We start from the raw sequence: 25,356 nt of genomic DNA, 5'->3' as shown, positions 1-25,356 counted from the left end.
CCCTCCCACATTTAAAGAAGCTTTTAGGACACGTCCTATGGGACACGGCGCAGCGTATGGCTACTGTGCAGGTCTTTCTCTGTACCGACACCCTTACCCATGCGATCCCTGAACGTCCTGATCCTCGAAGACAACCCGTTTCAACTGATGGCCCTGCACCAGATGCTCAATGCCAACGGTGTGTTCAATGTGCGGGCCGCGGAAACGGTCGAAATTGCCCGCCAGTCCCTGGACAGCAAAGGCCCGGTGGATATCGCCATCTGCGATCTGTACCTGGAGCAGGGCGATGGCCTGGCGTTGATCCGTGAGTTGGCGGAACGCCGCCTGGCCCAGGTGTTGATCCTGCTCAGCAACGCCGAGCCCGACGTGCTGGAAGGCGTGGCGAACATGGCTCGCCAATTGGGGCTCAAGGTCTTGGCGTGCTTGCCCAAGCCGGCCTCGGCCAAGCTGATCGGGCAAGTATTGAGCGATTGTCAGGAGCACTTGCGTCCAGGGCCAGCGGTGCTGTCCTGGGAGCGCGTCCGTCAACTGCTGAGCTTGAGCGAGCAGGAACAACTGCCGCCCTCGGCGGATGTCAGCCAGGCGACTATCGCAGCTTGTGGCAGGGTCTGGTACCAGCCCATCGTCAGTCAGGCCGGTGTGTTGCAAGGGGTGGAGGCGCTGGCGCGTTGGCAGTTGCAGGACGGTGAGCTATTGCTGCCTGACGAGTTCCTGCCAGTGCTGGAGTTTGCCGGCATGGAAGAGGCGTTTACCTGGCATGTGCTGGAGCAGGCGCTTGGCCTGGCGAACCAGGTGATGGGCGAAAGCGGCCGAGTGCTGCCGGTAGCTGTGAACATTCCCGGGCGTATGCTGGAGCGCGAGCACTTCCCCCAGGTGCTGCAAGGTTTGCTGCAACTTCATGGTGTGCCCGCCCATAGCCTGACCCTGGAGTTGGTGGAAACCTCGACGCTGAAAACCGACAGCGCCCATGTCACTGGGTTGCTGCGCTTGCGCATGTTGGGTTGCCAGTTGTCCATCGGCGACTTCGGCATGGGCGGCACCAGCCTGCAGCATTTGCTGGAACTGCCTTTTACCGAGCTGAAAATTCCCCCGGTGTTTGCCTGTGGGATGGCCAATGATGATCGCAAGGCCGCTGTGGTGGCGGGCGCCATGAGCATGGCGGCGCGCCTGGATGTCGCCGTGGTGGTCACCGGCGTGGAAACCGCCGCCGATTATCACGCCGTGGGCGAACTGGGCGCGGCGTGGCTGCAAGGTTGCTTTATCGCCCGGCCGATGGAGGCCGAGACGCTCAAGCAATGGATCGCGTTCCAGGCTAGGCCAGCCCGTGTTCCTGCACGTAAATAAACAGGGCGGCATCGTTGACCAGCCCCAGCTTGCGCATGGCGCTGACTTTTTGCGCGCTGACGGTCTGCTTGCTGCGGTGCAGGTGCGCGGCGATCTCGCCCACCGTCATGCCACTGGCCAACAGGCGAATCACCTCCAGTTCCCGGGGTGACAGGTGCTCCTGGGAGTGCAGGCGATCAGCGCCGACTTCCCCGGCCAGGCTCAGCGCCTGGCGGATGGTCTGGGCCACATAGGTACGTTGCTGGCGAACCTGGCGGATCGCCTGGGGCAGCTCATCGGCCAGGCTGGCCTTGCTCAGCAAGCCCATCACGCCCAACGCCAGGATGGAATGAAACAACCCGGCATTGTTGAGCATGGTCACCACCACAATGGGCAGGTGCGGATAGTGCCGGCGCAGTTGCTCGATCAAGCGCAACCCGTCGGCTTGGGGCTCGACGGGCATCATGAAGTCGGTCACCACCACATCGCAGGCACAGTGTTGCAACAACGCACTGAGGGCCTGGGGGGAATTGGCCTCGCCGACGATGCTGATGTGCGTGTCACGCTCGAGCACGGCGCGCAGGCCAATCAGGAAAATCGGGTGATCGTCGGCAATCACGATACGCAAGGGCGGTTCAGACGCAGCTCTCAAGGCAGGCTCCCGGGACAATCCAGGGATTCTAGCCTGTGCGCCGTTGTTTTTTCTCTGTCATCTTTTCCGTGCATGCTCGTTTTCCTCAAGCAGTGGATTACACAAAAGGTAGAACTTTCTGCTTTGAGCACGGGTCACTTGAATGTCAGCCTCTTCGTGACATTTTTGTTTTTCGAACCTTTTTCGAATGATTGAGTGGTGATCGAGATGGAAAGTATCAACCTATTGCTCAGCCAAGCACTGAGCCCTTATCAGGTTACGCTGACCTCTGCCGGTATGCGCGACGACTGCCTGGTAACCGTGAAGAACCCCGGTGGCGCCATCGTGGTTGAACGTGAAGTCGATCGTGCGCAATTGAGCGACAAGCGCGCGCTGGTGGATGTGGTGGATTGCCTGCTCCGCGACCTGAAAATCGCCGAAGGGCGCCTGGAACCTTCAGTCATCGCTGCCTTGCGCAACGCCTCCCAAACCCGTGGCGGCGCACTGGCATGAAACATTATTTTTCTTCGGAACCTTCCTACAAGGTGGTCAGTCAGAGTTTGTAACAGCAAGAGCAGGCATTGTGCTCCGGTGTTTGTCGCTTGCTGTGCGGGTCTTTTTGTAGACCACGTTTAACCCCGAGTTGTCTCCCCACTGCTCGGGGTTTCTTTTTGCCTGGGATTTGTCAGATCGCGCCATCCTCGCGCAGGCGAGTGATAGCCGCCGCGTCGTAGCCCAAGGCATTGAGCACCAGGCTGTTGTGTTCACCCAGTTGCGGCCCCACCCATTCGCAACTGCCCGGTGTGTCCGAGAGCTTGGGCACGATGCCGGGCATCTTGAAGTCCTTGCCGCCCGGCAACTGCGCCTTGAGGAACATTTCCCGGGCCAGGAATTGCGGGTCGCCCAGCATGTCTTCGGCGCTGTAGATGCGGCTGGCGGGCACCTCGGCTTTGTTCAGATGCTCAATCACCTGGTCGAGCGATAGCGAATTGACCCAGCGATCAATCACGCCGTACAGCTCATCGCGGTGAGCGTCACGCCCGTCATTGCTGGCCAGTGCAGGGTCGTTCGCCAAATCGTCACGGCCGATCACCCGCATGAAGCGCTTGAAGATTGCATCGCCATTGGCGCCGATCTGCACATGCTTGCCGTCTGCGGTGGTGTGGATCGAGGACGGGGTGATGCCGGGCATGATGTTGCCGGTGCGCTCACGGATAAACCCGAACACATCGAACTCGGGGATCATGCTTTCCATCATGGCGAAGATGGCTTCATACAGCGCCACATCCACCACTTGGCCCAGGCCGCCGTTGACTTCGCGGTGACGCAGCGCCATCAGCGCGCCGATCACTGCCCACAACGCGGCAATCGAGTCGCCGATGGAGATACCGGTGCGCACGGGCGGGCGGTCCTCGAAGCCGGTGATATAGCGCAAGCCGCCCATGGACTCGCCCACCGCGCCAAACCCCGGCTGGTCCTTCATCGGGCCCGTCTGGCCGAAGCCCGAGAGGCGCACCATCACCAACTTGGGGTTGAGGGCGTGCAGGGTTTCCCAGCTCAGGCCGAGTTTCTCCAGCACGCCTGGGCGGAAGTTTTCGATCAGGATGTCGGCGTCGGCCAACAGTTGCTTGAGGATCGCCAGCCCCTCAGGGTGCTTGAGGTTGAGCGTCAGCGACTGCTTGTTGCGCGCCTGCACGAACCACCACAGCGAAGTACCTTCATACAGCTTGCGCCATTTGCGCAGCGGGTCGCCGCCGTCCGGGGATTCGACCTTGATCACCTCGGCGCCGAATTCAGCGCAAATGCGTGAGGCAAACGGGCCGGCGATCAAAGTGCCCAGTTCGATGACTTTCAGGCCGGCAAGTGGTTTGGCAGTGAGCGACATGGGGATCCTTACGAGCGCGGGACGATGATGTCCTGCTTTTTAACATAGGCGAGCCGCCCGGATGCAGCGCAGTATTCGTTCAATGCCCTCGCCATCGGTTAGACTGGCCGCCTTTCCTTGTCTTTAGAAGCCCGTTCATGGCCCAGCCGTCCACGACCTACAAATTCGAACTCAACCTCACCGACCTCGACCGCTCGGTGTACGAGAGCGTCAAACAGACCATCGCCCGCCACCCTTCGGAAACCGAAGAGCGCATGACCGTGCGCCTGCTGGCCTACGCCCTCTGGTACAACGAGCAGTTGGCGTTCGGGCGTGGCCTGTCGGATGTAGACGAACCGGCCCTGTGGGAAAAAAGCCTGGATGATCGGGTTTTGCACTGGATCGAAGTCGGCCAGCCAGATGCCGACCGCCTGACCTGGTGCTCGCGTCGCACCGAACGCACCAGCCTGCTGGCCTATGGCAGCCTGCGCGTGTGGGAAGGCAAGGTGGTGCCGGTGGCCAACAACCTGAAAAACGTGCACATCGCTGCCGTGCCCCAGGAAGTCTTGGAGACCCTGGCCAAGGACATGCCGCGGGTGATCAAGTGGGACGTGATGGTCAGCGAAGGCACGATCTTTGTGACCGATGACCGTGGCCAGCATGAAGTGCAACTGCAATGGCTGGTCGGCGAGCGCGGTTGAAAAGGTGGGAGCTGGCTTGCCTGCGAGGGCATCCACTCGGTGTGTCTGATGTACCGAGTCGTATGCATCGCAGGCAAGCCAGCGCCCACACTTGATCTCTGCTGCGTTCACTATCTGTGTTTAACCGATGTATTAGAAGAGAAGCTCCCGTCACCCCATGCGTATCGATCCCCGCCCATTGCCCGCCGTCCTGCCTTTTCTCGGTGAACTGCCGCCGCTGTTGACCCGCCTTTACGCCGCACGCGGGGTGCAGTCGGAGGCCGAGCTGGACAAGAGCCTGGCGCGGTTGATTCCCTATCAGCAGCTCAAGGGCATCGATGCGGCGGTGGACTTGCTGGTGACGGCCCTGGAGCAACGCCAGCGCATCCTGATCGTCGGTGACTTCGACGCCGATGGCGCCACGGCGAGTACCGTGGGCACCCTGGGCCTGCGTTTGCTTGGCGCGGCCCATGTCGATTACCTGGTGCCCAACCGCTTCGAATACGGCTACGGCCTGACCCCGGAAATCGTCGCGGTGGCGCTGGAGCGTGAGCCGCAGTTGCTGATCACGGTGGACAACGGTATCTCCAGCGTCGAAGGCGTGGCGGCGGCGAAAGCGGCGGGGTTGCAGGTGCTGGTGACCGACCACCACTTGCCCGGCGATGAACTGCCGGCCGCTGACGCCATCGTCAATCCTAACCAGCCGGGCTGCACATTTCCCAGCAAGGCCCTGGCCGGCGTCGGCGTGATCTTCTATGTATTGATGGCCCTGCGTGCACGGTTGCGCAGCCTGGGTTGGTATGACAACAAGCCCCAGCCGAACATCGGTGAACTGCTTGATCTGGTGGCCCTGGGCAGCGTCGCTGACGTGGTGCCGCTGGACGCCAACAACCGCATCCTCGTGCACCAGGGGCTGGAGCGTATTCGGGCCGGTCGGGCGCGGCCGGGGATCAAGGCGATCCTGGAAGTGGCCAAGCGTGATCATGCGCGTATCACCTCCACCGACCTGGGTTTCATCCTCGGCCCGCGTCTGAACGCGGCCGGACGCCTGGATGACATGAGCCTGGGCATTGAATGCTTGCTTACCACGGACTTCGCCGCCGCACGGGAAATGGCCGCGCAACTGGACGGCATGAACCAGGACCGTAAATCCATCGAGCAAGGCATGCAACGCGAGGCCCTGGCCCAGCTCAAGGACCTGCCGGTGGAGTCGATGCCGTACGGTCTGTGCCTGTTTGACCCGGAGTGGCACCAAGGGGTGATCGGGATCCTCGCGTCACGCATGAAGGAGCGTTATTTCCGCCCGACCATCGCCTTCGCCGATGCCGGTGATGGCCTGCTCAAGGGCTCTGGACGCTCGGTGCAAGGCTTTCATATCCGCGATGCGCTGGCGGTCGTCGCCAGCCAGCACCCCAACCTGATCACCAAGTACGGCGGCCACGCCATGGCGGCGGGGCTGACCTTGCCCGAGGCCAACTTCCCGTTGTTTGCGCAAGCCTTCGATGCCGAAGTGCGCCGGCAACTGCGCGAAGAAGACCTCACCGGCCGCCTGCTTTCAGACGGCACCCTGGCGGTGGAAGAATTTCACCTGGAACTGGCCCGCGCCCTGCGCCATGCCGGCCCGTGGGGGCAGCACTTTCCCGAGCCGTTGTTTCACGGGGTATTCCAGTTGGTGGAGCAGCGGGTGGTGGGCGAGCGGCATTTGAAAGTGGTGCTCAAGAGCGAGTGCGGGTCGGTGAAGCTCGATGGCATCGCCTTTGGTGTGGACCGCGAAGTGTGGCCAAACCCGACGGTGCGTTGGGTGGAATTGGCCTACAAGCTGGATGTGAATGAATTTCGTGGCAATGAGACGGTGCAACTGATGATTGCGCACATCGAACCGCGCTAGTTTTCATCAACACCACGTACCACTGTGGGAGCGGGCTTGCCCGCGATGACGGAGTGTCAGTCAACGCTACTGTGACTGAGCCAGCGCTATCGCGGGCAAGCCCGCTCCCACATTGGGTCTTAGGTTAAGCTGGAGTTATTCGGCTTTGGCCTGATGCTTGACGATAATATCCACCAACCGCTTGGCCAGCGCCGGGTAGTTCTCATCGAAGTGATGCCCGCCCGGCAGCTTCATGGCTTCGCCCACGGCGGTCTTGTCGGTGCAGCCACTCTCGTCGACTTCTTCGGCGCCGTAGATGCACACGACTTTCTCAGGCGGCAGCTTGGCCATTTCCGGGCCGGTGGCGGCTTCTTTGCCGGCGTTGCCCAGCCAGCCTTCCACTTCGATTTCAAAGCTGCCGGTACGGGCGAAGGCCAGCAGGATGATCGCGTCCACCCGTTGCTGTTCGTTCTCTGGCATACGGTTGTAGATGGCCGGCAATACGTCGGCGCCGAACGAGTAACCGGTCAGCACGAAGCGCTTGGTGCCCCACTTTTGCCGGTAGTGTTGCATCAGCTCGGTGAGGTCCTTGGCGCTTTGCTCCGGCGTCTTGTGCTGCCAGTAGTAGCGCAGGGTGTCGATGCCCACCACCGGGTAGCCGATCTTCGCCATCTCGCCCGCCACGTCGCGGTCCAGGTCGCGCCAGCCGCCGTCACCGGAGAGGAATAGGGTCACGGTGTCCTTGGCTTGGCCGGCAGGCACTTCTACCACTGGAATCGCCAGGCCGCCATTGTCCGAACCGACCAGTTGCTTGCGCAGTTCGTTATTCAGCACCTGTGGGTAATGAATGTCGTAGTCGCTGATGCTGGTAGTAGCGCGCGGTGTGTCACGTACGAAACTGGCGCTTTCATCGTCGGGGTTATCGTTCCACGCCACCAGCCAGCTGCCATGGGCGGCGGTTTTCGGCAGCGGGTCGTTGCAGCCTTCCTGTTTCAGGGCGAAGCCCACGGAGATGGCGTTGGCCTTGTCGTCGTTCTGGGTGGCCAGCCAGCGCCAGGCGAGTGCGGCGCCAGGGCCGATGCCGCTGACCAGAGTTGCCGGGCCTTTGAGCTGGGCCAGGGCGCCTTGCAGGGCTTTTTCCTGCAGTGCGCAGTCATCCTTGGGCAGCACCACCTGAACCAGTTGCGCAGCACCGCCCTGGCTCAGGGCAATCAGTTGGCCGTCGGTCAGGGTTTCGTCGGCCATCACCGCCACGGCCACGCGGGCTTTTGCGTTGCTGGCCGGGGTTACGCGGGTCATTACCGAACCGTCGGCCTGGGGCAAGTGCTCCAGGGTCGGTTGCGGGGCGGGGCGGTTCCAGTACCAGAAGCCACCCGCCGCGATCAGCGCAAGCAGCACCACTAAAGCCAATACATACCGCCAGGAGCGTCGAATCATCAGCGTTTCACCAATCCAGTCAAGCCGCCCGCAATCAGGGCGGCGGTATCGGCCAATGCCACCAGCGGATCCAGTCCTGCGGGCACGGCCATGTAACGGGGTTCCCAGTCGGGCTGGAACTTGTCTTTGAAGCGGCGCAAACCTTGGAAGTTATACAGTTGCTCGCCACGGCGGAACACCATCGAGCCCAGGCGCTGGGTCAGCGGTGCGCCACGGCGCGGTTGCAAGCCCGACAACGGCACCATGCCGAGGCTGAAGCGCGCGTAGTCGTGGCTCTTATAGTGTTGAATCAGGCCCACCATCATGAACTCCATGGTCAACTTGGGCGCGTCCGGGTGGGCACGCATCAGGTCGAGGCTGGCCAGGTCATGATTATAGGTTTCGAGCAGATTGGCGAAGGCCACCGGGCGCCCTTCGAAGCGAATGATCGCGATACGAAAGTGCTTGAGGTAGTCATCGCTGAAACGGCCCAGGGAGAAGCCCTTTTCCCGCACATTCTTACCTGTAAGCCAGGCGTCGGAGATGACTTTTAATTCATCCATCGGCGCCTTGCCCGGTTCGCAGATTTCCAGGGACAGGCCGTCCCGGGTGCCACGGTTCCAGGTGTAGCGCAAATCCTTCATTTCTTTGCCCTTGGCTTCCAGGTCAAAGCGTTTCAGGTCGACGCGGGCTTCTTCACCCAGTTTGATCGCGGTGAGGCCGATGTCCATGTAATACGGCAGGTTCTCGGCGCGTACCTGATAGAACACCGGACGGGCGTGGTGGATGTCGCACAGGTCGCGGAACTGCCAGATCATCTCGGCGCGCGGTTGGGTCGGGCCGATCGGGTCGTACAAGGCCACCAGGCTACGCCCGCGACGGGCATACATCAGGAAGGCTTCATCGTTAGGGTGAAACAGCAGCGCCTTGTCGCCGGTGAGCGCCAGGCCGCCGTCGGGTTGGGACGAGGCCATCAGGATCTTGCTGGCGCGCTCCAGTTCTTCCGGGGTCGGCAGGTGGATGACCGGGCGTGCCGTGCGCAGCAGCCAGGTCAGCGACACGATCACCAGCAACACGGCGGCGCCGAGCAGCGAACGCAAACCACGTGGGGCGTTGGCGTCGAGGGTGAACTGCCACCAGAGTTGGTGGCTGTAGGGCACGTCCTGGTAGGCAAACAGCAACAGCCAGATCGAAGCGCCGAGCACACAGACACTGGCCACCAGGTACAGCGGCGAAAACGGCAACTCGGTCAGGCGACTGGCGCGGTAGAACGAGCGCCGGAAGATGGCCAGCAGCACTGCGGTCATGGTCATCAGGCTGGCTTCTTCCCAGTCGAAGCCTTTAAGCAGCGAAAGCAGGGCGCCAACCAGCAGCAACACCATGGTCAGCATCCAGGCGGCCGACAACCGCCGGCGCAGGCCTTGGGCGAGCAACAGGCACAACACACCGATCAGGCTGGCACCGAAGTGCGACGCGTCAATCAGACGATGGGGAATCAGGAAGCCGATGTTTTCCAGGCGTGAGTCGATCTCTGGCGTGGCGCCGGAAAACAGCAGGACCACGCCGGACAAAAAAACCAGGACGGCCAATACTGGCGCTGCCAGCCCCGACGCTACCCGCAGACTTTGCTGGGTCTGGAACAGGCGCTGGGCCTCGTTGACCAGCAGGAATACACAGGCGATCAGCAGCGGCAGCACCACGTAGATCATGCGGTACAGCAGCAAGGCAGCAGCCAGGGGCGCGGCACCAAGTTTGTCGGCAAAGGCCGCCAGCAGGATCGCTTCGAATACCCCCACGCCGCCCGGCACATGGCTGAGCACACCGGCGGCCAGGGCCAGCAGGTACACCAACAGGAACGGGCCGAAGGGCGGCGCTTCCGGCAACAGCAGATACAGCACGGTAGCGGCTGCGGCGACGTCCAGTGCGGTGATGATCAGTTGCAGGAAAGTCAGGCGTCGGCCAGGCAGGCGCAGGGTACGGCGCCCGGCCTTGACCAGCAGGTTGTCGGGGTAGGGCTGTTCCGGCAGGCGGCGGCGATAGATGCCGATGCACAGCAGGGCCGACAACAGCAGCACGGCGCCGGCAATGCCGCCGAGCAGGCTTTGCGATAAATGCAGGTAAGTGGAGGCGGCCGGCAAGTTGCTCAACGTGGCCAGCGCGGCCAGCGGCGGCAGGGCACAGCCCAGGGCCAGGCTGGCGAATACGGTCATGTGCGCCACTTCCGAGGCGCCGATGCCATGGCGTGCATATAAACGGTAACGCACCGACCCCCCCGAGAGCATCGACAAGCCAATGGCGTTGCCGATAGCAAAGGCGGTGAAACCACCCAGGGCCAGGGTCTTGGCGGGCAATTGCACGCCGGCATAACGCGCGCCGGAGAACTCATAGCCGAGCAGGATTACAAAACCGGCGACCGCCGCCGCGAAGGCCCCCAATAGGGCCGGCTTGGGCACTTCCAGGATCGAATCGTGCAGGGCGTAGAGGTCCAGCTCCAGCAGCAGGTGCCGGCAGGCGATCAGGGCGATTGCAAACAGCAGAAGCGTCACGGCCAGGCCGATGGGCTGGCGGTATTTGCTCAACAGGTCCAGCCACCGCAAACGGGTGGGAGTGATCGGTTGTTCTGCTGTAACGGTGTCTTGTGGTTCAGACGAGTTGGCGCGCATCAATCACCTCGTGGATTGTGCGCGACAGGATGGAGGTATCCAGCCAAGTTACCAATCCCTATGGACAAAATAATTACAAATATTAACGCGGATCACCGGGCGCGGCGACTGCGGCCATTGGTCGTAGAGGGGTAGCGCTTGAGCATTGAGCATAGCGTGCAATGAGATGGACTCTGCAAACCGTCTACGGTTTCATGAAAGATGCCATGTCATTGTTTCAGAAGAACTTTTTCGTCAGATACAAAAAAGGCCACTCTTTCGAGTAGCCTTTTTTGATGTTTGGTTGCGGGAGCCGGATTTGAACCGACGACCTTCGGGTTATGAGCCCGACGAGCTACCAGACTGCTCCATCCCGCGTCTGTGGGCGGCATTCTACAGCCCGGCGGCGGGGTGTCAACCGTTAATGAGCTGATCGCTGAAATAAGCGCTAATTATTCTGAAATCAAGGTGTTGGCTGCATTGTGCAGGCAAAAACAAGCGCGCACAAAAAAGGCCACTCTTTCGAGTAGCCTTTTTTGATGTTTGGTTGCGGGAGCCGGATTTGAACCGACGACCTTCGGGTTATGAGCCCGACGAGCTACCAGACTGCTCCATCCCGCGTCTGTGTGTCGGCATTCTACAGAGGAACGCGAGTGTGTCAACCTGTGAATCAAACAAAAGCGCTTGTGGTTCAATCGGTTAGCTCTCCAAAGAGGGGGCGTGAAGTGCTCTGGGCCAGTCAGGCCATGGCTTTCAGCTCTATCGGAAGCCCGAATTCGATTGAAAAAATAAATTCATCAAGGAAACTTCCTACCACTTGGAAGGAAGAATCAAACTACTGGTGCTATATACAGGTGTGAATGCGATACTGGCCACCCGTTGGTTCACACCCCGTTTATATGACGCAGCGCAAAATCATCCACGTTGACTGTGATTGCTTCTACGCCGCCATCGAGATGCGTGACGACCCGAGCCTGGCGCAAAAGCCCTTGGCGGTGGGCGGTTCGGCGGACCGGCGGGGGGTGATCGCTACCTGCAACTACGAGGCGCGAGCGTATGGGGTGCGTTCGGCGATGTCGTCACGTCATGCCTTGAAGCTCTGCCCGGACTTGACCATTGTTAAGCCGCGCATGGATGCCTATAAAGAAGCGTCGAAAGAAATCCAACTGATCTTCCGCGACTACACCGACTTGATCGAGCCGTTGTCGCTGGATGAGGCTTACCTTGATGTGTCTGACAGCCCGCATTTTGGCGGCAGCGCCACGCGTATTGCCCAGGACATTCGGCGCCGGGTCTCCAACCAGTTGCATATCACTGTGTCTGCCGGCGTGGCGCCCAACAAGTTTTTGGCCAAGATCGCCAGCGACTGGAAAAAGCCCAACGGCTTGTTTGTGATCACGCCGGATCAGGTTGAAGACTTTGTCTCGCAGTTGCGTGTCAGCAAGCTGCATGGCGTGGGCAAGGTCACCGCTGACAAGCTGGCGCGCCTGGGCATCGAAGACTGCCTGCAATTGCGCGACTGGAACAAACTGGCGCTGGTGCGCGAATTCGGCAGTTTTGGCGAGCGCCTCTGGAGCCTGGCCCGTGGAATTGATGACCGTGTGGTGCAAAACGACAGCCGTCGGCAATCGATTAGCGTGGAAAACACCTACGATGTGGACTTGCCGGATCTTTCAAGCTGCCTGGCGAAACTGCCGGAGCTGATGGAGACCCTGGCCGGGCGCATGGCGCGTATCGACAGCAGCTACCGGGCGGGCAAGCCGTTCGTGAAAGTGAAGTTTCATGACTTTACCCAGACGACGCTGGAGCAGGCCGGGGCAGGACGGGATCTGGAGAGTTATGAACAGTTGATGACCCAGGCGTTCAATCGCGGGGGCAAGCCGGTGCGGTTGCTGGGGATAGGCGTACGGTTGCTGGACCTGAGCGGCGGCAACGAACAGCTCGAGTTTTCCTGGTAAAAACCCGAAACAAATGTGGGAGCTGGCTTGCTTGCGATAGCCGTGTGTCAGTCAAGAATGCTTTAACTGATACACCGCTATCGCAGGCAAGCCAGCTCCCACAGTTTGATCTTCACAGGTATTGCACGATCAGCGTGCGCCAGGATCGGCGACTAACCGCCCCCCATCCTTGGTCAACGCCTGCACAAACTCCTGCTGCAACTCCGGATCATTGCGCGTCAGTTCAATCAGGCTTTGTTCCAGCTCGCTGGCTTCTTCTTCCAGGCCCAGCTCCGACAAGCGTTTGACCCGGTGTACCCACTGGTTCACTTCGTCATCTTCCAGGTCGTCATAGATCAGGGCATGGGCTTCGAGCAGCTTGCTGCGCAGCGTGTTGCTGACCGCCAGGGTCGAGTCGGTATGCACGTCGTCCTGGCCATCCGCCACAGTGATTTTCAGCGTGGTGACGCGGTTCAGGTCCTGCTCGGCAAAGGGGCTGTCCAACAGGTTAAGGCGCAGTATGCCGTTACGGTCGGTGGTCAGCTCGTGGGTCTGCTTGCCGGCGGTGACTTGCACCGGGCGCTCGCTCCAGGGCAGGCTCGAATACTCCAGGCGCTTGTCACGCTGGACTTCATCGATGGCCGCCAGGTTCTGTTGCGCACGGCCGTGGGATTGCACGTTCATGAACGGGTTGATGCCGTCCACGCCATAGCTCAACCAGTCATGGGTCACACTCGTGGGCAGGTTGCCGAGGGCGAAGATATTCACCACGTTAGCACCCACGCCCGCCACCAGCGCCACGGCACCCAGGGGCATCTCATAGAGTTTGCGCCAGGGCTGGTAGGGTGTGTAGCGGTCGTAACGACGGGTGACTTCGAATTCGGTGACCTCGAAGGTCTTCTGCTCATGAATGCGAAGCCGGCGTTGCGGCAGCTCCAGCACTTTAGGCTCGCCTACATCGATCTGCAGGCTGTGGTCGAGCAACTTACGCTCGATCCGCTCCTCGTGTTCACTGCGTTGCGACATCTGATTGGCGCAGCCGCTGACCAGCAGGGCGCCGCACAAGGCGGCGCCCCCCAGGGCTCTGGTGTTTCGCTTGAACATGACTTCTCTTGATCTGGTTTTCAGCGACGAATACGCGCCTGGAGGAAAGACAGCACCTCAGCCACCGGCAACGGTTGGGCTTCGGCTTCGGTCCGGCTCTTGTATTCCAGATTGCCATCCGCCAGGCCGCGGTCACTGACCACGATCCGGTGCGGGATGCCAATCAGTTCCATGTCGGCGAACTTGATGCCCGGGCTGGTTTTCTTGTCCCGATCATCGAGCAGCACTTCAAAACCGGCGGCGGTGAGTTGCGCGTACAGTTTGTCGGTGGCTTCGCGTACTTGCTCGGTTTCATAGCGCAATGGCACCAGGGCCACCTGGAACGGCGCCAGCGCGTCACTCCAGATGATGCCTTTCTCGTCGTTGTTCTGCTCGATGGCAGCGGCCACCACGCGGGATACGCCAATGCCGTAGCAGCCCATGTCCAGGGTGATCGGCTTGCCGTTCTCACCCAGTACTTCGCACTTCATCGCCTTGCTGTACTTGTTGCCCAGCTGGAAGATGTGCCCGACTTCGATGCCGCGCTTGATCTCCAGGGTGCCCTTGCCATCCGGGCTCGGGTCGCCGGCCACGACGTTGCGCAGGTCGGCCACGGTCGGAACCGGCAGGTCACGCTCCCAGTTCACGCCGAAGTAGTGCTTGTCGTCGATGTTGGCGCCGATACCGAAGTCGCTCATCAGCTCAACGGAACGGTCGATGATGATCGGCAGTGGCAGGTTCAGCGGGCCGAGGGAGCCGGCACCGGCGCCAATGGCGTCGCGCAGTTCGGCATCGGTGGCCATGACCAGCGGGCTGGCTACGCCAGGCTGGTTAGCGGCCTTGATTTCGTTGAGCTCGTGGTCACCACGGATCACCAGGGCGATCAGCTTGCCTTCTTCTTCGGCGCGCACGATCAGGGTCTTGATAGTCTTTTCAATCGGCAGATTGAATTTCTCCACCAGGGCCGCGATGGTCTTGGTGTCTGGCGTGTCGACCAGGCGCAGCTCCTCGGTGGGAGCAGGGCGCGAGGTTTCACGTGGTATGGCTTCGGCCTTCTCGATGTTCGCCGCGTAGTCGGAACCGTTGCTGAACACGATATCGTCTTCGCCAGACTCGGCCAGCACGTGGAATTCGTGGGAGCCGGCACCGCCGATGGAGCCGTTGTCCGCTTCAACCGGGCGGAACTTCAGGCCCAGGCGCGTGAACACGTTGCAGTAGGCCTGGTGCATGCGGTCGTAGGTCGCTTGCAGGGAAGCCTGGTCGGCGTGGAACGAATAGGCGTCCTTCATGATGAACTCGCGGCCACGCATCAGGCCGAAGCGTGGGCGGATCTCGTCACGAAACTTGGTCTGGATCTGATACAGGTTGAGCGGCAACTGCTTATAGCTGCTCAACTCGTTGCGCATCAGGTCGGTGATGACTTCTTCGTGCGTCGGGCCGGCGCAGAAATCGCGGCCATGACGGTCTTTGAAGCGCAGCAACTCAGGGCCGTACTCTTCCCAGCGCCCGGATTCCTGCCACAACTCAGCCGGTTGGGTGCTCGGCATCAACACTTCCAGAGAGCCGGCAGCGTTCATTTCTTCACGAACGATGGCTTCGACCTTGCGCATCACCTTCAAGCCCATGGGCAACCAGGTGTACAGGCCCGAGGCCAGTTTGCGGATCATACCGGCGCGCAGCATCAACTGATGGCTGATTACAACCGCGTCGGAAGGCGTTTCTTTCTGTGTGGCGAGCAAATATTGACTGGTACGCATGGTAGGCCGTTGTCGGTTGCTTGGACTTGAAATGACTTGGGATTGTACGGGCGCTTGTCGCCGGAGTACAGGCGTGAGGTGGCGGGGCGTATCTGTCGTAACGGTCGCTTGTGTGGGAGCTGGCTTGCCTGCGATAGCGGCGCTGGGTTCACCACCGCTATCGCAGGCAAGCCAGCTCCCACATTGACTGAGTCGTGTCAGTCTTCCGGCGGGGGATTCAGCCGGGCGCGGCGGTTCTCCTGGAACCAATGCAACGCAATCAGGAGCAGCGTCGGCACGCCCAGCAGGCAGGTGATCATAAAGAAGTTGTGGTAACCGAACTTCTCCACCATCACGCCTGAATAGCCGCCGATCAAACGTGGCAGCAACAGCATGATCGAACTGAGCAGCGCATATTGGGTGGCGGAGAACTTGAGGTTGGTGAGGCTCGACAGGTAAGCCACGAATGCCGAGGTGGCCATGCCCGAACTGAAGTTGTCCAGGGAGATGGTGACGATCAACATCTGCAGGTCGGGGCCCATGTCGGCGAGCATCACGAACAGCAGGTTGGTACCGGCCGAGGCCACGCCGCCGATGAACAGGATCGGCAATATGCCGAACCGCACGATCAACAGGCCGCCCATGCCGGCGCCGAGCAGGGTCATGATCAGGCCGAAGATCTTGCTCACTCCGGCGATCTGGTCCTTGGTGAAACCCTGGTCGATATAGAACACGTTGGCCATGACGCCCATCACCGTGTCGGACATGCGATAGGTGGCAATCAGCCCGAGCAGCAGCAGCGCCTGCCAACGGTAGCGCAGGATAAAGTCGTTGACCGGCGTGAGCACGGGCGCCAGGCCCCGGCGGCCCATGGCTGAAAGGCACAGGGTAGTGAGGATGATATAGAGGATGGCGCGCAGGAACGCGCGGTCTTCCATCAGCAGTTCCCACAAACTCACGCCCTGGAACAGCACGCTGGCGAAGTCGGTGTTGTACAACTGGGTGAACATCGCCGGTACCGAGACCAACAGCACGATCAGCACAAACACCGACACCAACTGGTGCATGAAACTGTAGCGGCCGGCCTGCAACTGGGTGCGCAGTGGCACATCAGGTTCACGCATGAGGAAGGTGGTGAGCAACGCCGGCACCATCAACACGCCGAACAACACATAGGTGCCGGTCCAGGCCGAGTGTTTATAGTTGAAGCCGGTGGAGCCAAAGCCTTCGGCAAAGAACAGCGCACCGGCGGTGGCCAGCAGGGCGGCAATGCGATAGCCGGACATGTAGCTTGCCGCCAGGGCGGCCTGACGGCTGTCGTCGGCGATTTCCAGGCGGTAGGCATCCACGGCGATATCTTGGGTGGCCGACGCGAAGGCGACGATCACCGCGATGGCGATCAACCAGGACAGGTGTTTTTGCGGGTCACAAAAACCCATGCCGATCAATCCGAGGATCACCAGCGATTGGGCCAGCACCAGCCAGGAGCGACGACGCCCCAGTTTACCAAGCAACGGCAGGCGCCATTGATCGAGCAGCGGCGACCAGACCCATTTAAAGGCGTAGGCCAGGCCGATCAGGCTCGCATAGCCAATGGTCTCGCGAGCCACACCGGCTTCACGCAGCCACACCGAAAGCGTCGAAAACACCAACATGTAAGGCATGCCGGCGGCGAAACCGAGCAACAACAGCACTAACGTCGAAGGGCTGGCATAGGCGGCGAGCGCGGCGCGCCAGGTTTTACGGGGCATGGGCTGGAGTCTGCCTCAGATTTGCGGAAACAAAGCGCGCACTCTAACCGCTGTGCTCTACCGGGCGCCAGCCATGACGCTGAATATCAACACGATTGTTCAGGATAGTGACGCCTTCGCTACGTAAACGCGCACGTTGTTCGTCGCCCGAGGCACTGCCCACCGGCAGGCTTATCCGACCACCGGCACCCAGCACCCGATGCCAGGGCAACCGCGTGTCTTGCGGCAACTGGCTCAGGGTGCGCCCGACCCAGCGGGCAGCACGGCCCAGACCCGCCAGGTGGGCCAGCTCGCCGTAACTCACCACGCAGCCTTCGGGCACCTGCGATAACGTCAGGTACAAGGCGGTGCGGCGCATCTCGGCAGGGCTTTGTGGTGCATCTGCAGGTGGGATCACTGTGGAGATATCCGTTGAGATCGTCGTTGTTTTGTCAGAAACGTCTGTAAACATGACGATGAGTATTGAACTCAATATAAATCCTTGAGTCAGTTCTAGCCATGTAACACTATAACGCCCCTTTTTTCGCCTATCCTGAGCCCCGTACCTGCTTATGTTGTCCAGAACCCTGTTGTGCCTTGCTGTTTTCAGTGCTTCCACGCCCTTGCTCGCCGATACCGTCTGGTTGAAAAACGGTGACCGGCTCACTGGCAAGATAAAAGTCTTCGACGGTGGCAAGTTGCTGATCCAAACCACCTACGCAGGCTCCATTCCGGTGGACTGGAAGCAGGTCAAAACCCTGGAAAGTGACCAGGAGCTGCTGGTCAAGCAGGACGCCTACAGCGGTGAAAAGGCCAAGTCCTTGCAGGCATCGGATGACGGCAAGGTGGTGCTGGCCAATGGCGAGGCGCCCAAGACGGTGGAACTGGCAAGTATCCAACAGATCATGAAGCCCAAGCCCGTGATCGAAGACCTGGTGTGGAAGGGTAATGTCGACCTGGCGCTGGACTACAAACGCGCGGACAAAGACACCAACGACTACGACATCGACTTCAAGACCTCGGCCCGTCACGGCCAGTGGCGTCATACGGGCAAGGGCGAATATAACCGCGAGTTCCAGGACGACGTCACCACCACCGACAACTGGGCCCTGGAATACGACCTGGACCGTTTTATCACCGAGCACTGGTTCTGGCAGGGGCGCCTGACCTACAAACGCGACAAGGTCGAAGACCTGGCGCGCCAGCGCACCGTGGGTACCGGCCCGGGCTACCAGTTCTGGGACGATGAGTTGGGCGCGTTCTCCCTCGGATCGCTGGTCAACCGTACCGATTACGAATATGCCGACGGCGGCAAGGACAACTTCTACTCTCTGGCCATGAAGTGGAATTACAACCGCTACCTGGTGGGCAAGACCGTGGAGTTCTTCACCAACGGCGAATTGGGCAAGCCTCTGGACGGCCCGGCCGATTACTCCCTGGATGCCGAGATGGGCCTGCGCTACAAAGTCACCGAATGGGCGTCCCTCAATCTCAAGGCCGAGCGTGACGTCATCAGCGGCGACTCCGATAGCAGCTTGAGCAAGACCCGTTACACCGCAGGCTTCGGCGTGGCCTGGTAAACCGGCGTCGGCCACTCTGGCAACCTGCGCAGATATTGATTACCTTGTGTTGAGATCCATTCCCATATGCCATGGGCGGCGGAACACCCGAGGAGTCATCTATTGAGCACGCAGGTTGCCAAGAACGCCCGAGAGCTATTGCTCAAGGAATACCGTGGGGCGCTCGCCACACAGTCCAAAGCCATGCCCGGCTTTCCCTTTGGCTCGGTGGTGCCCTACTGCCTGGACGAGCAGGGCCGCCCGCTGATCCTGATCAGCCGCATTGCCCAGCACACCCACAACCTGCAAAGAGATCCCAAGTGTTCGCTGTTGGTGGGTGAGCGCGAGGCCGATGATGTGCAAGCCGTGGGGCGCCTGACCTACCTGGCCGAAGCCGAGAAGCTGGAAGACCCCGCCGTCATCGAAGCTGCGGCCGAGCGCTACTACCGCTACTTCCCTGATTCGGCCAACTACCACAAGGCCCACGATTTCGATTTCTGGGTGCTCAACCCCGTCCGTCACCGTTACATCGGTGGGTTTGGCGCGATCCATTGGGTCGACCAGTTAACCTTGGCCAACCCGTTTGCGGGCAAGGCCGAGCGCAGCATGATCGAGCACATGAACAGCGATCACACCAAGGCCATCGCCCATTACGTCGAGCTGGGCGGCTTGCCGACCACCGAGCCTGCACAGTTGGCCGGCATCGACAGCGAAGGCATGCACCTGCGCATTGGCCAATCGTTACATTGGCTAGGGTTTGCCGAGCCCTGCAATACGCCGACACAAGTGCGTGAAGCCCTGGTTTCATTGGCGCACGCTGAAGTCTGGCCGAAAAAAACCGCGGCTACTGCTTGAATTCACACAACGGCGACGTCATCTAAGGTGAACTGGCAAGGCATTCTTGCGTTGAGGAACCATTTGATGCGCCCTTTTTTATTGCTCTTTCTGCTGTTCCCGGTGCTGGAGCTGTTCGTATTCGTTAAAGTCAGCGGTGCGATCGGGTTTTTCCCGGCACTGTTGCTGATCATCGTAGGCTCCATGCTCGGCGTCCTGGTGCTGCGTGTCGCCGGCCTGGCCACCGCGCTGCGTGCCCGTGAAAGCCTGAACCGCGGCGAACTGCCGGCCCAGACCATGCTTGAAGGCCTGATGATGGCCCTGGCCGGTGGCCTGCTGATCCTGCCGGGTTTTATCAGCGATGTGCTCGGCCTGGTGCTGTTGCTGCCGTTCACCCGCAAGCTGCTGGCCGGCAAAATGCGCCAGCGTGCTGAAGAGGCCGCGATGCGCCAGCGTGCGTTCGCCGACGACCTGCAACCCCGTGGTGGCCCGGCTCCACGCCAACCCCTGGGGCGTGAAGGTGATGTGATCGAAGGCGAGTTCGAACACCGCGACCCTAAGTAACCGCTTCACTGGCACGGCACCTTCGGGTGCCGTGTTGCATTTACCCTTGAGCCGACACAAAAAATTTCATCCTCGGCCCCTTGTAATAAGCCTGGGCGCCCTTATGTAACGGTCACCGCAAGGTTTCTGGTGGTGACATCAGACAGACTTCCGCGTCTCGCCCCGCGAGCCGCGACCGGCACCGCCGGAATTTAACCCGCCGGAATTGATACCGGCCGATGAAAAACACAATTAGGAGAGATCGACAATGAAGCTTCGTCCTCTGCACGACCGCGTCGTAATCCGTCGCAGCGAAGAAGAAAAGAAAACCGCTGGCGGGATCGTTCTGCCAGGTTCGGCTGCTGAAAAAGCCAACCACGGTGTGATCGTCGCTGCTGGCCCAGGCAAAACCCTGGAGAACGGTGATGTACGCGCACTGGCCGTGAAAGTGGGTGACAAGGTTGTTTTCGGCCCTTACTCCGGCAGCAACACTGTGAAAGTAGACGGCGAAGACCTGCTGGTAATGGCTGAGAACGAAATTCTCGCCGTTCTGGAAGACTGATTTCCTCGCTCATTTTCCCGTTACTACAAAGTATTTAAGGAATATCGATCATGGCTGCTAAAGAAGTTAAATTCGGCGACTCCGCCCGCAAGAAAATGCTCACTGGCGTCAACGTACTGGCTGACGCAGTAAAAGCGACCTTGGGCCCGAAAGGCCGTAACGTGATCATCGAGAAGAGCTTCGGCGCTCCGACCATCACCAAGGACGGCGTTTCCGTCGCCAAAGAAATCGAACTGGAAGACCGTTTCGAAAACATGGGCGCGCAGCTGGTCAAAGACGTTGCCTCCCGTGCCAACGATGACGCAGGTGACGGTACTACCACCGCAACCGTACTGGCTCAGTCGATCGTCAACGAAGGCCTGAAGGCCGTTGCTGCCGGCATGAACCCGATGGACCTCAAGCGCGGTATCGACAAGGCGACCATCGCCATCGTCAAAGAGCTGAAGAACCTGTCCAAGCCATGCGCCGACACCAAGGCCATCGCTCAGGTAGGCACCATCTCTGCCAACTCCGACAGCTCCATCGGCGACATCATTGCCGAAGCCATGGAAAAAGTCGGTAAAGAAGGCGTGATCACCGTTGAAGAAGGCTCGGGCCTGGAAAACGAACTGTCGGTTGTAGAAGGCATGCAGTTCGACCGTGGCTACCTGTCCCCGTACTTCGTCAACAAGCCGGACACCATGGTTGCCGAGCTGGACAGCCCGCTGATCCTGCTGGTCGACAAAAAGATCTCCAACATCCGCGAAATGCTGCCAGTGCTGGAAGCCGTTGCCAAAGCCGGCCGCCCACTGCTGATCGTGGCTGAAGACGTTGAAGGCGAAGCCCTGGCGACTCTGGTTGTGAACAACATGCGTGGCATCGTCAAGGTTGCAGCCGTCAAGGCGCCAGGCTTCGGCGACCGTCGCAAGGCCATGCTGCAGGACATCGCCGTTCTGACCGGCGGTACCGTTATCTCCGAAGAGATCGGCCTGAGCCTGGAAAGCGCCACCCTGGAAAACCTGGGTAGCGCCAAGCGCGTGACCCTGTCCAAGGAAAACACCATCATCGTTGACGGTGCTGGCGTTGAAGGCGACATCGAGTCTCGTATCGCTCAGATCCGTGCACAGGTTGCCGAGACTTCCTCGGACTACGACCGTGAAAAACTGCAAGAGCGCCTGGCCAAGCTGTCTGGCGGCGTTGCAGTGATCAAGGTTGGCGCTGGCTCCGAAGTTGAAATGAAAGAGAAGAAGGCCCGCGTTGAAGACGCCCTGCACGCAACCCGTGCAGCCGTTGAAGAAGGCGTGGTACCTGGCGGTGGCGTTGCGCTGATCCGTGCTCTGGAAGCCCTGACTGAGCTGACCGGCGACAACGCTGACCAGAACGTAGGTATCGCTGTACTGCGTCGTGCCGTTGAAGCACCGCTGCGCCAGATCGCTGCCAACTCCGGCGACGAGCCAAGCGTTGTGGTCAACGAAGTCAAGAACGGCAAAGGTAACTACGGTTACAACGCTGCGACTGGCGTGTACGGCGACATGATCGAAATGGGCATCCTGGATCCAACCAAGGTGACTCGTTCCGCGCTGCAAGCAGCATCCTCCATCGGCGGTCTGATCCTGACCACCGAAGCTGCGATCGCTGAAGCACCGAAGAAAGAAGGCTCGGCTGGCGGCGGTATGCCAGACATGGGCGGCATGGGTGGCATGGGCGGCATGATGTAAGCCAGCCTACCCGGCGCTATAAAAAGCCCCGCCTGCAGTGATGCAGGCGGGGCTTTTTTATGCACGGCTGTACCCACCCGACGGCGGCCTGACAGCCACGCTTATCTAACTGATGCACGGCGGTCAAAATGTGGGAGCTGGCTTGCCTGCGAAGACGGCCTGCCAGCCTGCAGGAATGTTGGATCAGAGCGCATCCTGCCGGGTTACCCAGGAGTTCAAGCCTGCGTTCGGCCAGCGTGGTTATCGAGGTTGTAGTTGCCGTCGACCGCTGCAAAGTTGTGTCGATACTTATGGCCAATCGCAGGCAAGCCAGCTCCCACATTTGATCTTCGTTGCATTCGCTTAACTGACCGGCATTACGGCTTGCCGTGAGGGCCGGTACAGCAACAAGCAATACAGCCCCAGGCAGATCAGCCAGCAAAAGATCGCTGTCCACACATTGTGGGAAAAGAAATGCGCCCCTTGCAGCATACGGCTGACTGAAAACACGCTGCCCAGGCCGACAGCAAAGATGAACGCGTAGCGCGCCAGCCGTGGCCGTCGATCCCGCAGCGCGAAGAACCAGGCGAACAAGGCAAACCCGGTGGCGGCATGCCCGCCGGGCCAGCAGCGGCCGGGTTTATCGGTCGGCGGGCGCGGGCTGAGCAGTTCGCTGTAGGTTTCCTGGCCGCCGAACTCCTTGAGGCTCCAAGGGCATTGCACGGCGGTGATGGTTTTCAATGGCGACACGAACGCCGTCGCCATTCCCAGCGACAGCACCAGGCACACCAGTTCACGGCGGTACGGCTTGAGCCGCTGCAGGATGAAGCTGCCGACCAGGCCCAGAATCGCCAGCACCGAAAACAGGATCACCAGTTGCTTGGCACGGTCATGCAGGATGTCTTCAAGGAAGAAGCTATAGCGGCCAATGAAGCCGCCAGCCTCTGCGCTATAGAAATGCCTGGCCAGGTCCATGTCCAGTGACGTCAGTTCAAGCAACAGCAAGGCCACCGCAGCGCTGGCAGGCAGGCCCAGGCACAGCCAAAAATCAAGCGGTTTGGAAACTGGTAAAGAGGAGGCGGATTTCATCTCGAACCTTGGTAAAAAAGCCCCGTGCTCACCTGCACGGGGCTTTTTGATTAGCGTTTGCTTAAGACTGGAGCCTCTTCCTTGGGCGCTTTCCAGCTCAGCAGTTGCTGTTTGTAGTCATAACTGGCGGCCTGGTAGTAGGTGATCGCCCGTTGAATCAAGGGGTCATCGCTACCGACGCGCAGCTCCTGGCTCTCGCCCAAGGCCTGGTCGTGGCGACGCAAGCCTTGGCGCGGGCTGAGGATTGCCAGGTCCTTGCCATCGAACAGACCCAGGTGCTGGTAATTGCCCACCACTACCCGTGCAGGCAATGGGTTGTCTTGCAGCAGGTTGCGGCCAAAGAATGTTGATTCGTAGCTCAGGTTGAGCAGGCCCAGCAAGGTCGGCGCCAGGTCGATCTGGCTGGCCAGTTGGGCGGATTCCCGTGCGTCGATCAGCTTGGGCGCGTAGATAAACAGCGGTATCTGGTAGTTGGTGATCGGCAGGTCTTCCTTGCCCGCGCTGCCGGCCGTGTGGTCGGCGACGAACACGAAGATCGTGTTATCGAACCACGGCTTCTGGCGTGCAGCTTCGAGGAACTGGCCGATGGCGTAGTCGGTGTATTTCACCGCGCCGTCGCGGCCCTTGCCGGACTTGATATCGATACGCCCGTCCGGGTAGGTATAAGGGCGATGGTTGGAGGTGGTCATCAGTTGCAGCAAGAACGGCTGCTGCTTGGCGTAATCGGCGTCGGCCAGTTTCAAGGTCTGTTTGAACAGGTCTTCGTCGGCCATGCCCCAGGCGTTTTTGAATGAGATTTCTGCTTCGGGCACGCTGCTCTGGTCCACGACCCGATAACCGTTGCCGCTGAAGAACGCGTTCATATTGTCGAAGTAACCGCGCCCGCCGTAGACAAATACGCTGTCATAACCGATGGCCGAGAGCTGTTGCCCCAGGCTGGCGAACCCGCTTTCGCGGCCGATGCGCTTGACGATCGAACGTCCCGGCGTCGGCGGGATTGCCAGGGTAATGGCTTCCAGGCCTCGGTCGGTGCGCGTACCGGTGGCGTAGAAGTTATTGAAGTACAGGCTCTGTTGGCGCAATGCATCCAGATTGGGCGTGAGGTTGCGCGCATCGCCATTGCTGCCCATGTACTTGGCGCTGAAGCTCTCGATGGTCACCAGTACGATGTTGGGCTTGCGCAGTGTGCCGGGGTTGGTGATGGCACGGCGAATATCCAGCGGGTCCGGGTCGATAAAGCGGGCGTTGGGCTCACTCAGTTCGGCGCGCAACTGCTTGGCGACGACGTCGGTCGGCAGGCTTTTGTAGAACTGGGTGTAATCCAGTTCGTTGTTACGGAAGGCGGCGAAGAACTGATAAGGCCCGTTGCTGGCCAATTCGTTGTTGTACGCGTTACCGCCTTGGGTGCGTGGGCTGTCCTGGCTGACCAGTTGCAGGCTGAGGCCGGCGAGCACCAGCAGGCCCAGGGCGTTGACCAAACGGCCACGCAGCGCAGGCAAGGGCGCTGCCATCGCGGCATTGAAGGGCTTGCGCAGAGCCACGCTCAGAATCAGTGCAAGCATCGCCAGCAGGCTCAGCAGCTTGCCGATCGGGTAAGACTCCAGCAGGTTGTTCAGTACCTCATCGGAGTACACCAAGTAATCGACAGCGATAAAGTTGAAGCGCACGCCAAACTCATCCCAGAACAACCATTCGGCCACCGAGGTGAACAGCATGGCGAACAGGCTGACAGTCAGCACCGCTTGCAGGAACCAGCGATGGCCACGGCGGCGCCACAGGGCTGGCGGGCAGAGCAGCAAATACAGGCCAAGCGGCAAGGCTGCGTAGGCGAGGAAGGCCAGGTCGTAGAGCACACCTACGCCAAACACCGGCAGCAGGTTGCCGCCGACTTCATCCAGGTGAGTGATGAGCAGCACACTGCGCGTAAGCAGGAAAACCAGTAACCAGGTACCGGTAATCAACAACAAATAGCGCATTGGTGCAGTTTTGAAAAAACCCATGTCTATGTTCCTTAGATCAATGGGGGGCGATCTTCTTCCTGAGGCTGTAGTCAGTTTGTGAAGCTATAGTGAAAAACTTGTTCGGCTCTGCAAACAGTTGAAAACCTTTATCAGCGGGGCTCTGCGCTCTATCCCTGAGCCCCGCTTGGCCTTAAGCTGCGCGAGCCAACACGGCCGTTACCGC

General features: G+C 60.3%; 20 protein-coding genes and 2 tRNA genes. 10 read left to right on the top strand and 12 right to left on the bottom strand.

Annotated features, from left to right (window positions below; genetic code table 11):
• The first annotated feature begins 99 nt into the window (after nt 1–99).
• Nucleotides 100–1,344 carry an EAL domain-containing protein gene (locus AB4P90_RS23335; RefSeq protein ID WP_395605406.1) on the top strand — a complete coding sequence of 415 codons (1,245 nt, stop codon included), beginning with the start codon at nt 100–102 and terminating at the stop codon, nt 1,342–1,344.
• Here AB4P90_RS23335 and AB4P90_RS23330 read toward each other — a convergent pair.
• Nucleotides 1,313–1,975: a response regulator transcription factor gene (locus AB4P90_RS23330; protein ID WP_003193955.1), complete on the bottom strand. Its 663-nt coding sequence runs from the start codon at nt 1,973–1,975 to the stop codon at nt 1,313–1,315. The genes AB4P90_RS23335 and AB4P90_RS23330 overlap by 32 nt on opposite strands.
• Nucleotides 1,976–2,182: 207 nt before the next feature.
• On the opposite strand from AB4P90_RS23330, the gene AB4P90_RS23325 reads away from it, so the two are divergent.
• Nucleotides 2,183–2,467 (top strand): DUF3509 domain-containing protein, encoded by a 285-nt coding sequence (locus AB4P90_RS23325; RefSeq protein ID WP_020301357.1) that lies wholly within the window; start codon nt 2,183–2,185, stop codon nt 2,465–2,467.
• A 172-nt stretch (nt 2,468–2,639) separates the two neighbouring features.
• Here the strand turns inward: AB4P90_RS23325 and AB4P90_RS23320 are convergent, their stop codons facing one another.
• Nucleotides 2,640–3,839: a CaiB/BaiF CoA-transferase family protein gene (locus AB4P90_RS23320; RefSeq protein WP_038451405.1), complete on the bottom strand. Its 1,200-nt coding sequence runs from the start codon at nt 3,837–3,839 to the stop codon at nt 2,640–2,642.
• 137 nt (nt 3,840–3,976) lie between these two features.
• On the opposite strand from AB4P90_RS23320, the gene AB4P90_RS23315 reads away from it, so the two are divergent.
• Together AB4P90_RS23315 and recJ are read left to right on the top strand one after the other, a co-directional pair.
• On the top strand, nt 3,977–4,519 hold the full coding sequence (locus tag AB4P90_RS23315) for a YaeQ family protein (protein WP_395605405.1): 543 nt from the start codon (nt 3,977–3,979) through the stop codon (nt 4,517–4,519).
• A gap of 157 nt (nt 4,520–4,676) precedes the next feature.
• Nucleotides 4,677–6,386: a single-stranded-DNA-specific exonuclease RecJ gene (gene recJ, locus AB4P90_RS23310; RefSeq protein WP_014719777.1), complete on the top strand. Its 1,710-nt coding sequence runs from the start codon at nt 4,677–4,679 to the stop codon at nt 6,384–6,386.
• Between the two features lie 135 nt (nt 6,387–6,521).
• Here recJ and AB4P90_RS23305 read toward each other — a convergent pair whose 3' ends face one another.
• From AB4P90_RS23305 to AB4P90_RS23290, 4 genes are all read right to left on the bottom strand, one after another.
• A complete protein-coding gene (locus tag AB4P90_RS23305) occupies nt 6,522–7,802 on the bottom strand; it encodes a virulence factor family protein (RefSeq protein ID WP_395605404.1) in 1,281 nt (426 codons plus the stop codon).
• Nucleotides 7,802–10,444 (bottom strand): bifunctional lysylphosphatidylglycerol flippase/synthetase MprF, encoded by a 2,643-nt coding sequence (mprF, locus tag AB4P90_RS23300; RefSeq protein ID WP_014719775.1) that lies wholly within the window; start codon nt 10,442–10,444, stop codon nt 7,802–7,804. Before mprF ends, AB4P90_RS23305 begins: the two co-directional genes overlap by 1 nt.
• A 280-nt stretch (nt 10,445–10,724) precedes the next feature.
• Nucleotides 10,725–10,801: transfer RNA gene (locus tag AB4P90_RS23295), tRNA-Met, on the bottom strand.
• Between the two features lie 166 nt (nt 10,802–10,967).
• Nucleotides 10,968–11,044 (bottom strand) — tRNA-Met (locus AB4P90_RS23290).
• 278 nt (nt 11,045–11,322) lie between these two features.
• On the opposite strand from AB4P90_RS23290, the gene dinB reads away from it, so the two are divergent.
• The gene (dinB, locus tag AB4P90_RS23285) at nt 11,323–12,381 is read left to right on the top strand and encodes a DNA polymerase IV (RefSeq protein ID WP_014719774.1); all 1,059 of its coding nucleotides are present in this window, start codon (nt 11,323–11,325) and stop codon (nt 12,379–12,381) included.
• A gap of 129 nt (nt 12,382–12,510) precedes the next feature.
• On the opposite strand, the gene AB4P90_RS23280 is transcribed toward dinB, so the two are convergent.
• The 4 genes from AB4P90_RS23280 to AB4P90_RS23265 all read right to left on the bottom strand — a co-directional run bounded on the left by AB4P90_RS23280 (nt 12,511) and on the right by AB4P90_RS23265 (nt 17,288).
• The gene (locus AB4P90_RS23280) at nt 12,511–13,464 is read right to left on the bottom strand and encodes a hypothetical protein (protein WP_395605403.1); all 954 of its coding nucleotides are present in this window, start codon (nt 13,462–13,464) and stop codon (nt 12,511–12,513) included.
• A gap of 20 nt (nt 13,465–13,484) precedes the next feature.
• Nucleotides 13,485–15,200: a proline--tRNA ligase gene (locus AB4P90_RS23275; protein WP_014719772.1), complete on the bottom strand. Its 1,716-nt coding sequence runs from the start codon at nt 15,198–15,200 to the stop codon at nt 13,485–13,487.
• A 197-nt stretch (nt 15,201–15,397) separates the two neighbouring features.
• Nucleotides 15,398–16,930, bottom strand: a complete 1,533-nt coding sequence (locus tag AB4P90_RS23270; protein WP_014719771.1) for an AmpG family muropeptide MFS transporter — start codon at nt 16,928–16,930, stop codon at nt 15,398–15,400.
• A gap of 43 nt (nt 16,931–16,973) precedes the next feature.
• Entirely contained in the window at nt 16,974–17,288 is a 315-nt protein-coding gene (locus AB4P90_RS23265; protein WP_020301352.1) for an MGMT family protein, read from the bottom strand.
• A gap of 193 nt (nt 17,289–17,481) precedes the next feature.
• Here AB4P90_RS23265 and AB4P90_RS23260 point away from each other — a divergent pair, with 193 nt between their 5' ends.
• The 5 genes from AB4P90_RS23260 (at nt 17,482) to groL (ending at nt 22,104) form a co-directional block, all read left to right on the top strand.
• Entirely contained in the window at nt 17,482–18,489 is a 1,008-nt protein-coding gene (locus AB4P90_RS23260) for a DUF481 domain-containing protein (RefSeq protein ID WP_014719769.1), read from the top strand.
• 102 nt (nt 18,490–18,591) lie between these two features.
• Nucleotides 18,592–19,323 carry a HugZ family protein gene (locus AB4P90_RS23255; protein ID WP_102665942.1) on the top strand — a complete coding sequence of 244 codons (732 nt, stop codon included), beginning with the start codon at nt 18,592–18,594 and terminating at the stop codon, nt 19,321–19,323.
• Nucleotides 19,324–19,389: 66 nt separating this feature from the next.
• On the top strand, nt 19,390–19,866 hold the full coding sequence (locus AB4P90_RS23250) for an FxsA family protein (protein ID WP_003193941.1): 477 nt from the start codon (nt 19,390–19,392) through the stop codon (nt 19,864–19,866).
• A gap of 247 nt (nt 19,867–20,113) precedes the next feature.
• Nucleotides 20,114–20,407: a co-chaperone GroES gene (locus AB4P90_RS23245; protein ID WP_003193940.1), complete on the top strand. Its 294-nt coding sequence runs from the start codon at nt 20,114–20,116 to the stop codon at nt 20,405–20,407.
• A 50-nt stretch (nt 20,408–20,457) separates the two neighbouring features.
• Nucleotides 20,458–22,104, top strand: coding sequence for a chaperonin GroEL (gene groL / locus AB4P90_RS23240; protein ID WP_014719767.1), 1,647 nt, complete (start codon nt 20,458–20,460; stop codon nt 22,102–22,104).
• 342 nt (nt 22,105–22,446) lie between these two features.
• On the opposite strand, the gene AB4P90_RS23235 is transcribed toward groL, so the two are convergent.
• Nucleotides 22,447–23,172: a phosphatase PAP2 family protein gene (locus AB4P90_RS23235; protein ID WP_019817329.1), complete on the bottom strand. Its 726-nt coding sequence runs from the start codon at nt 23,170–23,172 to the stop codon at nt 22,447–22,449.
• Between the two features lie 50 nt (nt 23,173–23,222).
• Complete coding sequence (locus tag AB4P90_RS23230) at nt 23,223–25,172, bottom strand: LTA synthase family protein (RefSeq protein ID WP_323558944.1); 1,950 nt, start codon at nt 25,170–25,172, stop codon at nt 23,223–23,225.
• Between the last annotated feature and the right edge of the window lie 184 nt (nt 25,173–25,356).

It is taken from the genome of Pseudomonas sp. B16120 (assembly GCF_044218845.1).
Lineage (GTDB): Bacteria > Pseudomonadota > Gammaproteobacteria > Pseudomonadales > Pseudomonadaceae > Aquipseudomonas > Aquipseudomonas paracarnis.
This window is presented reverse-complemented; position numbering and strand designations above follow the sequence as displayed.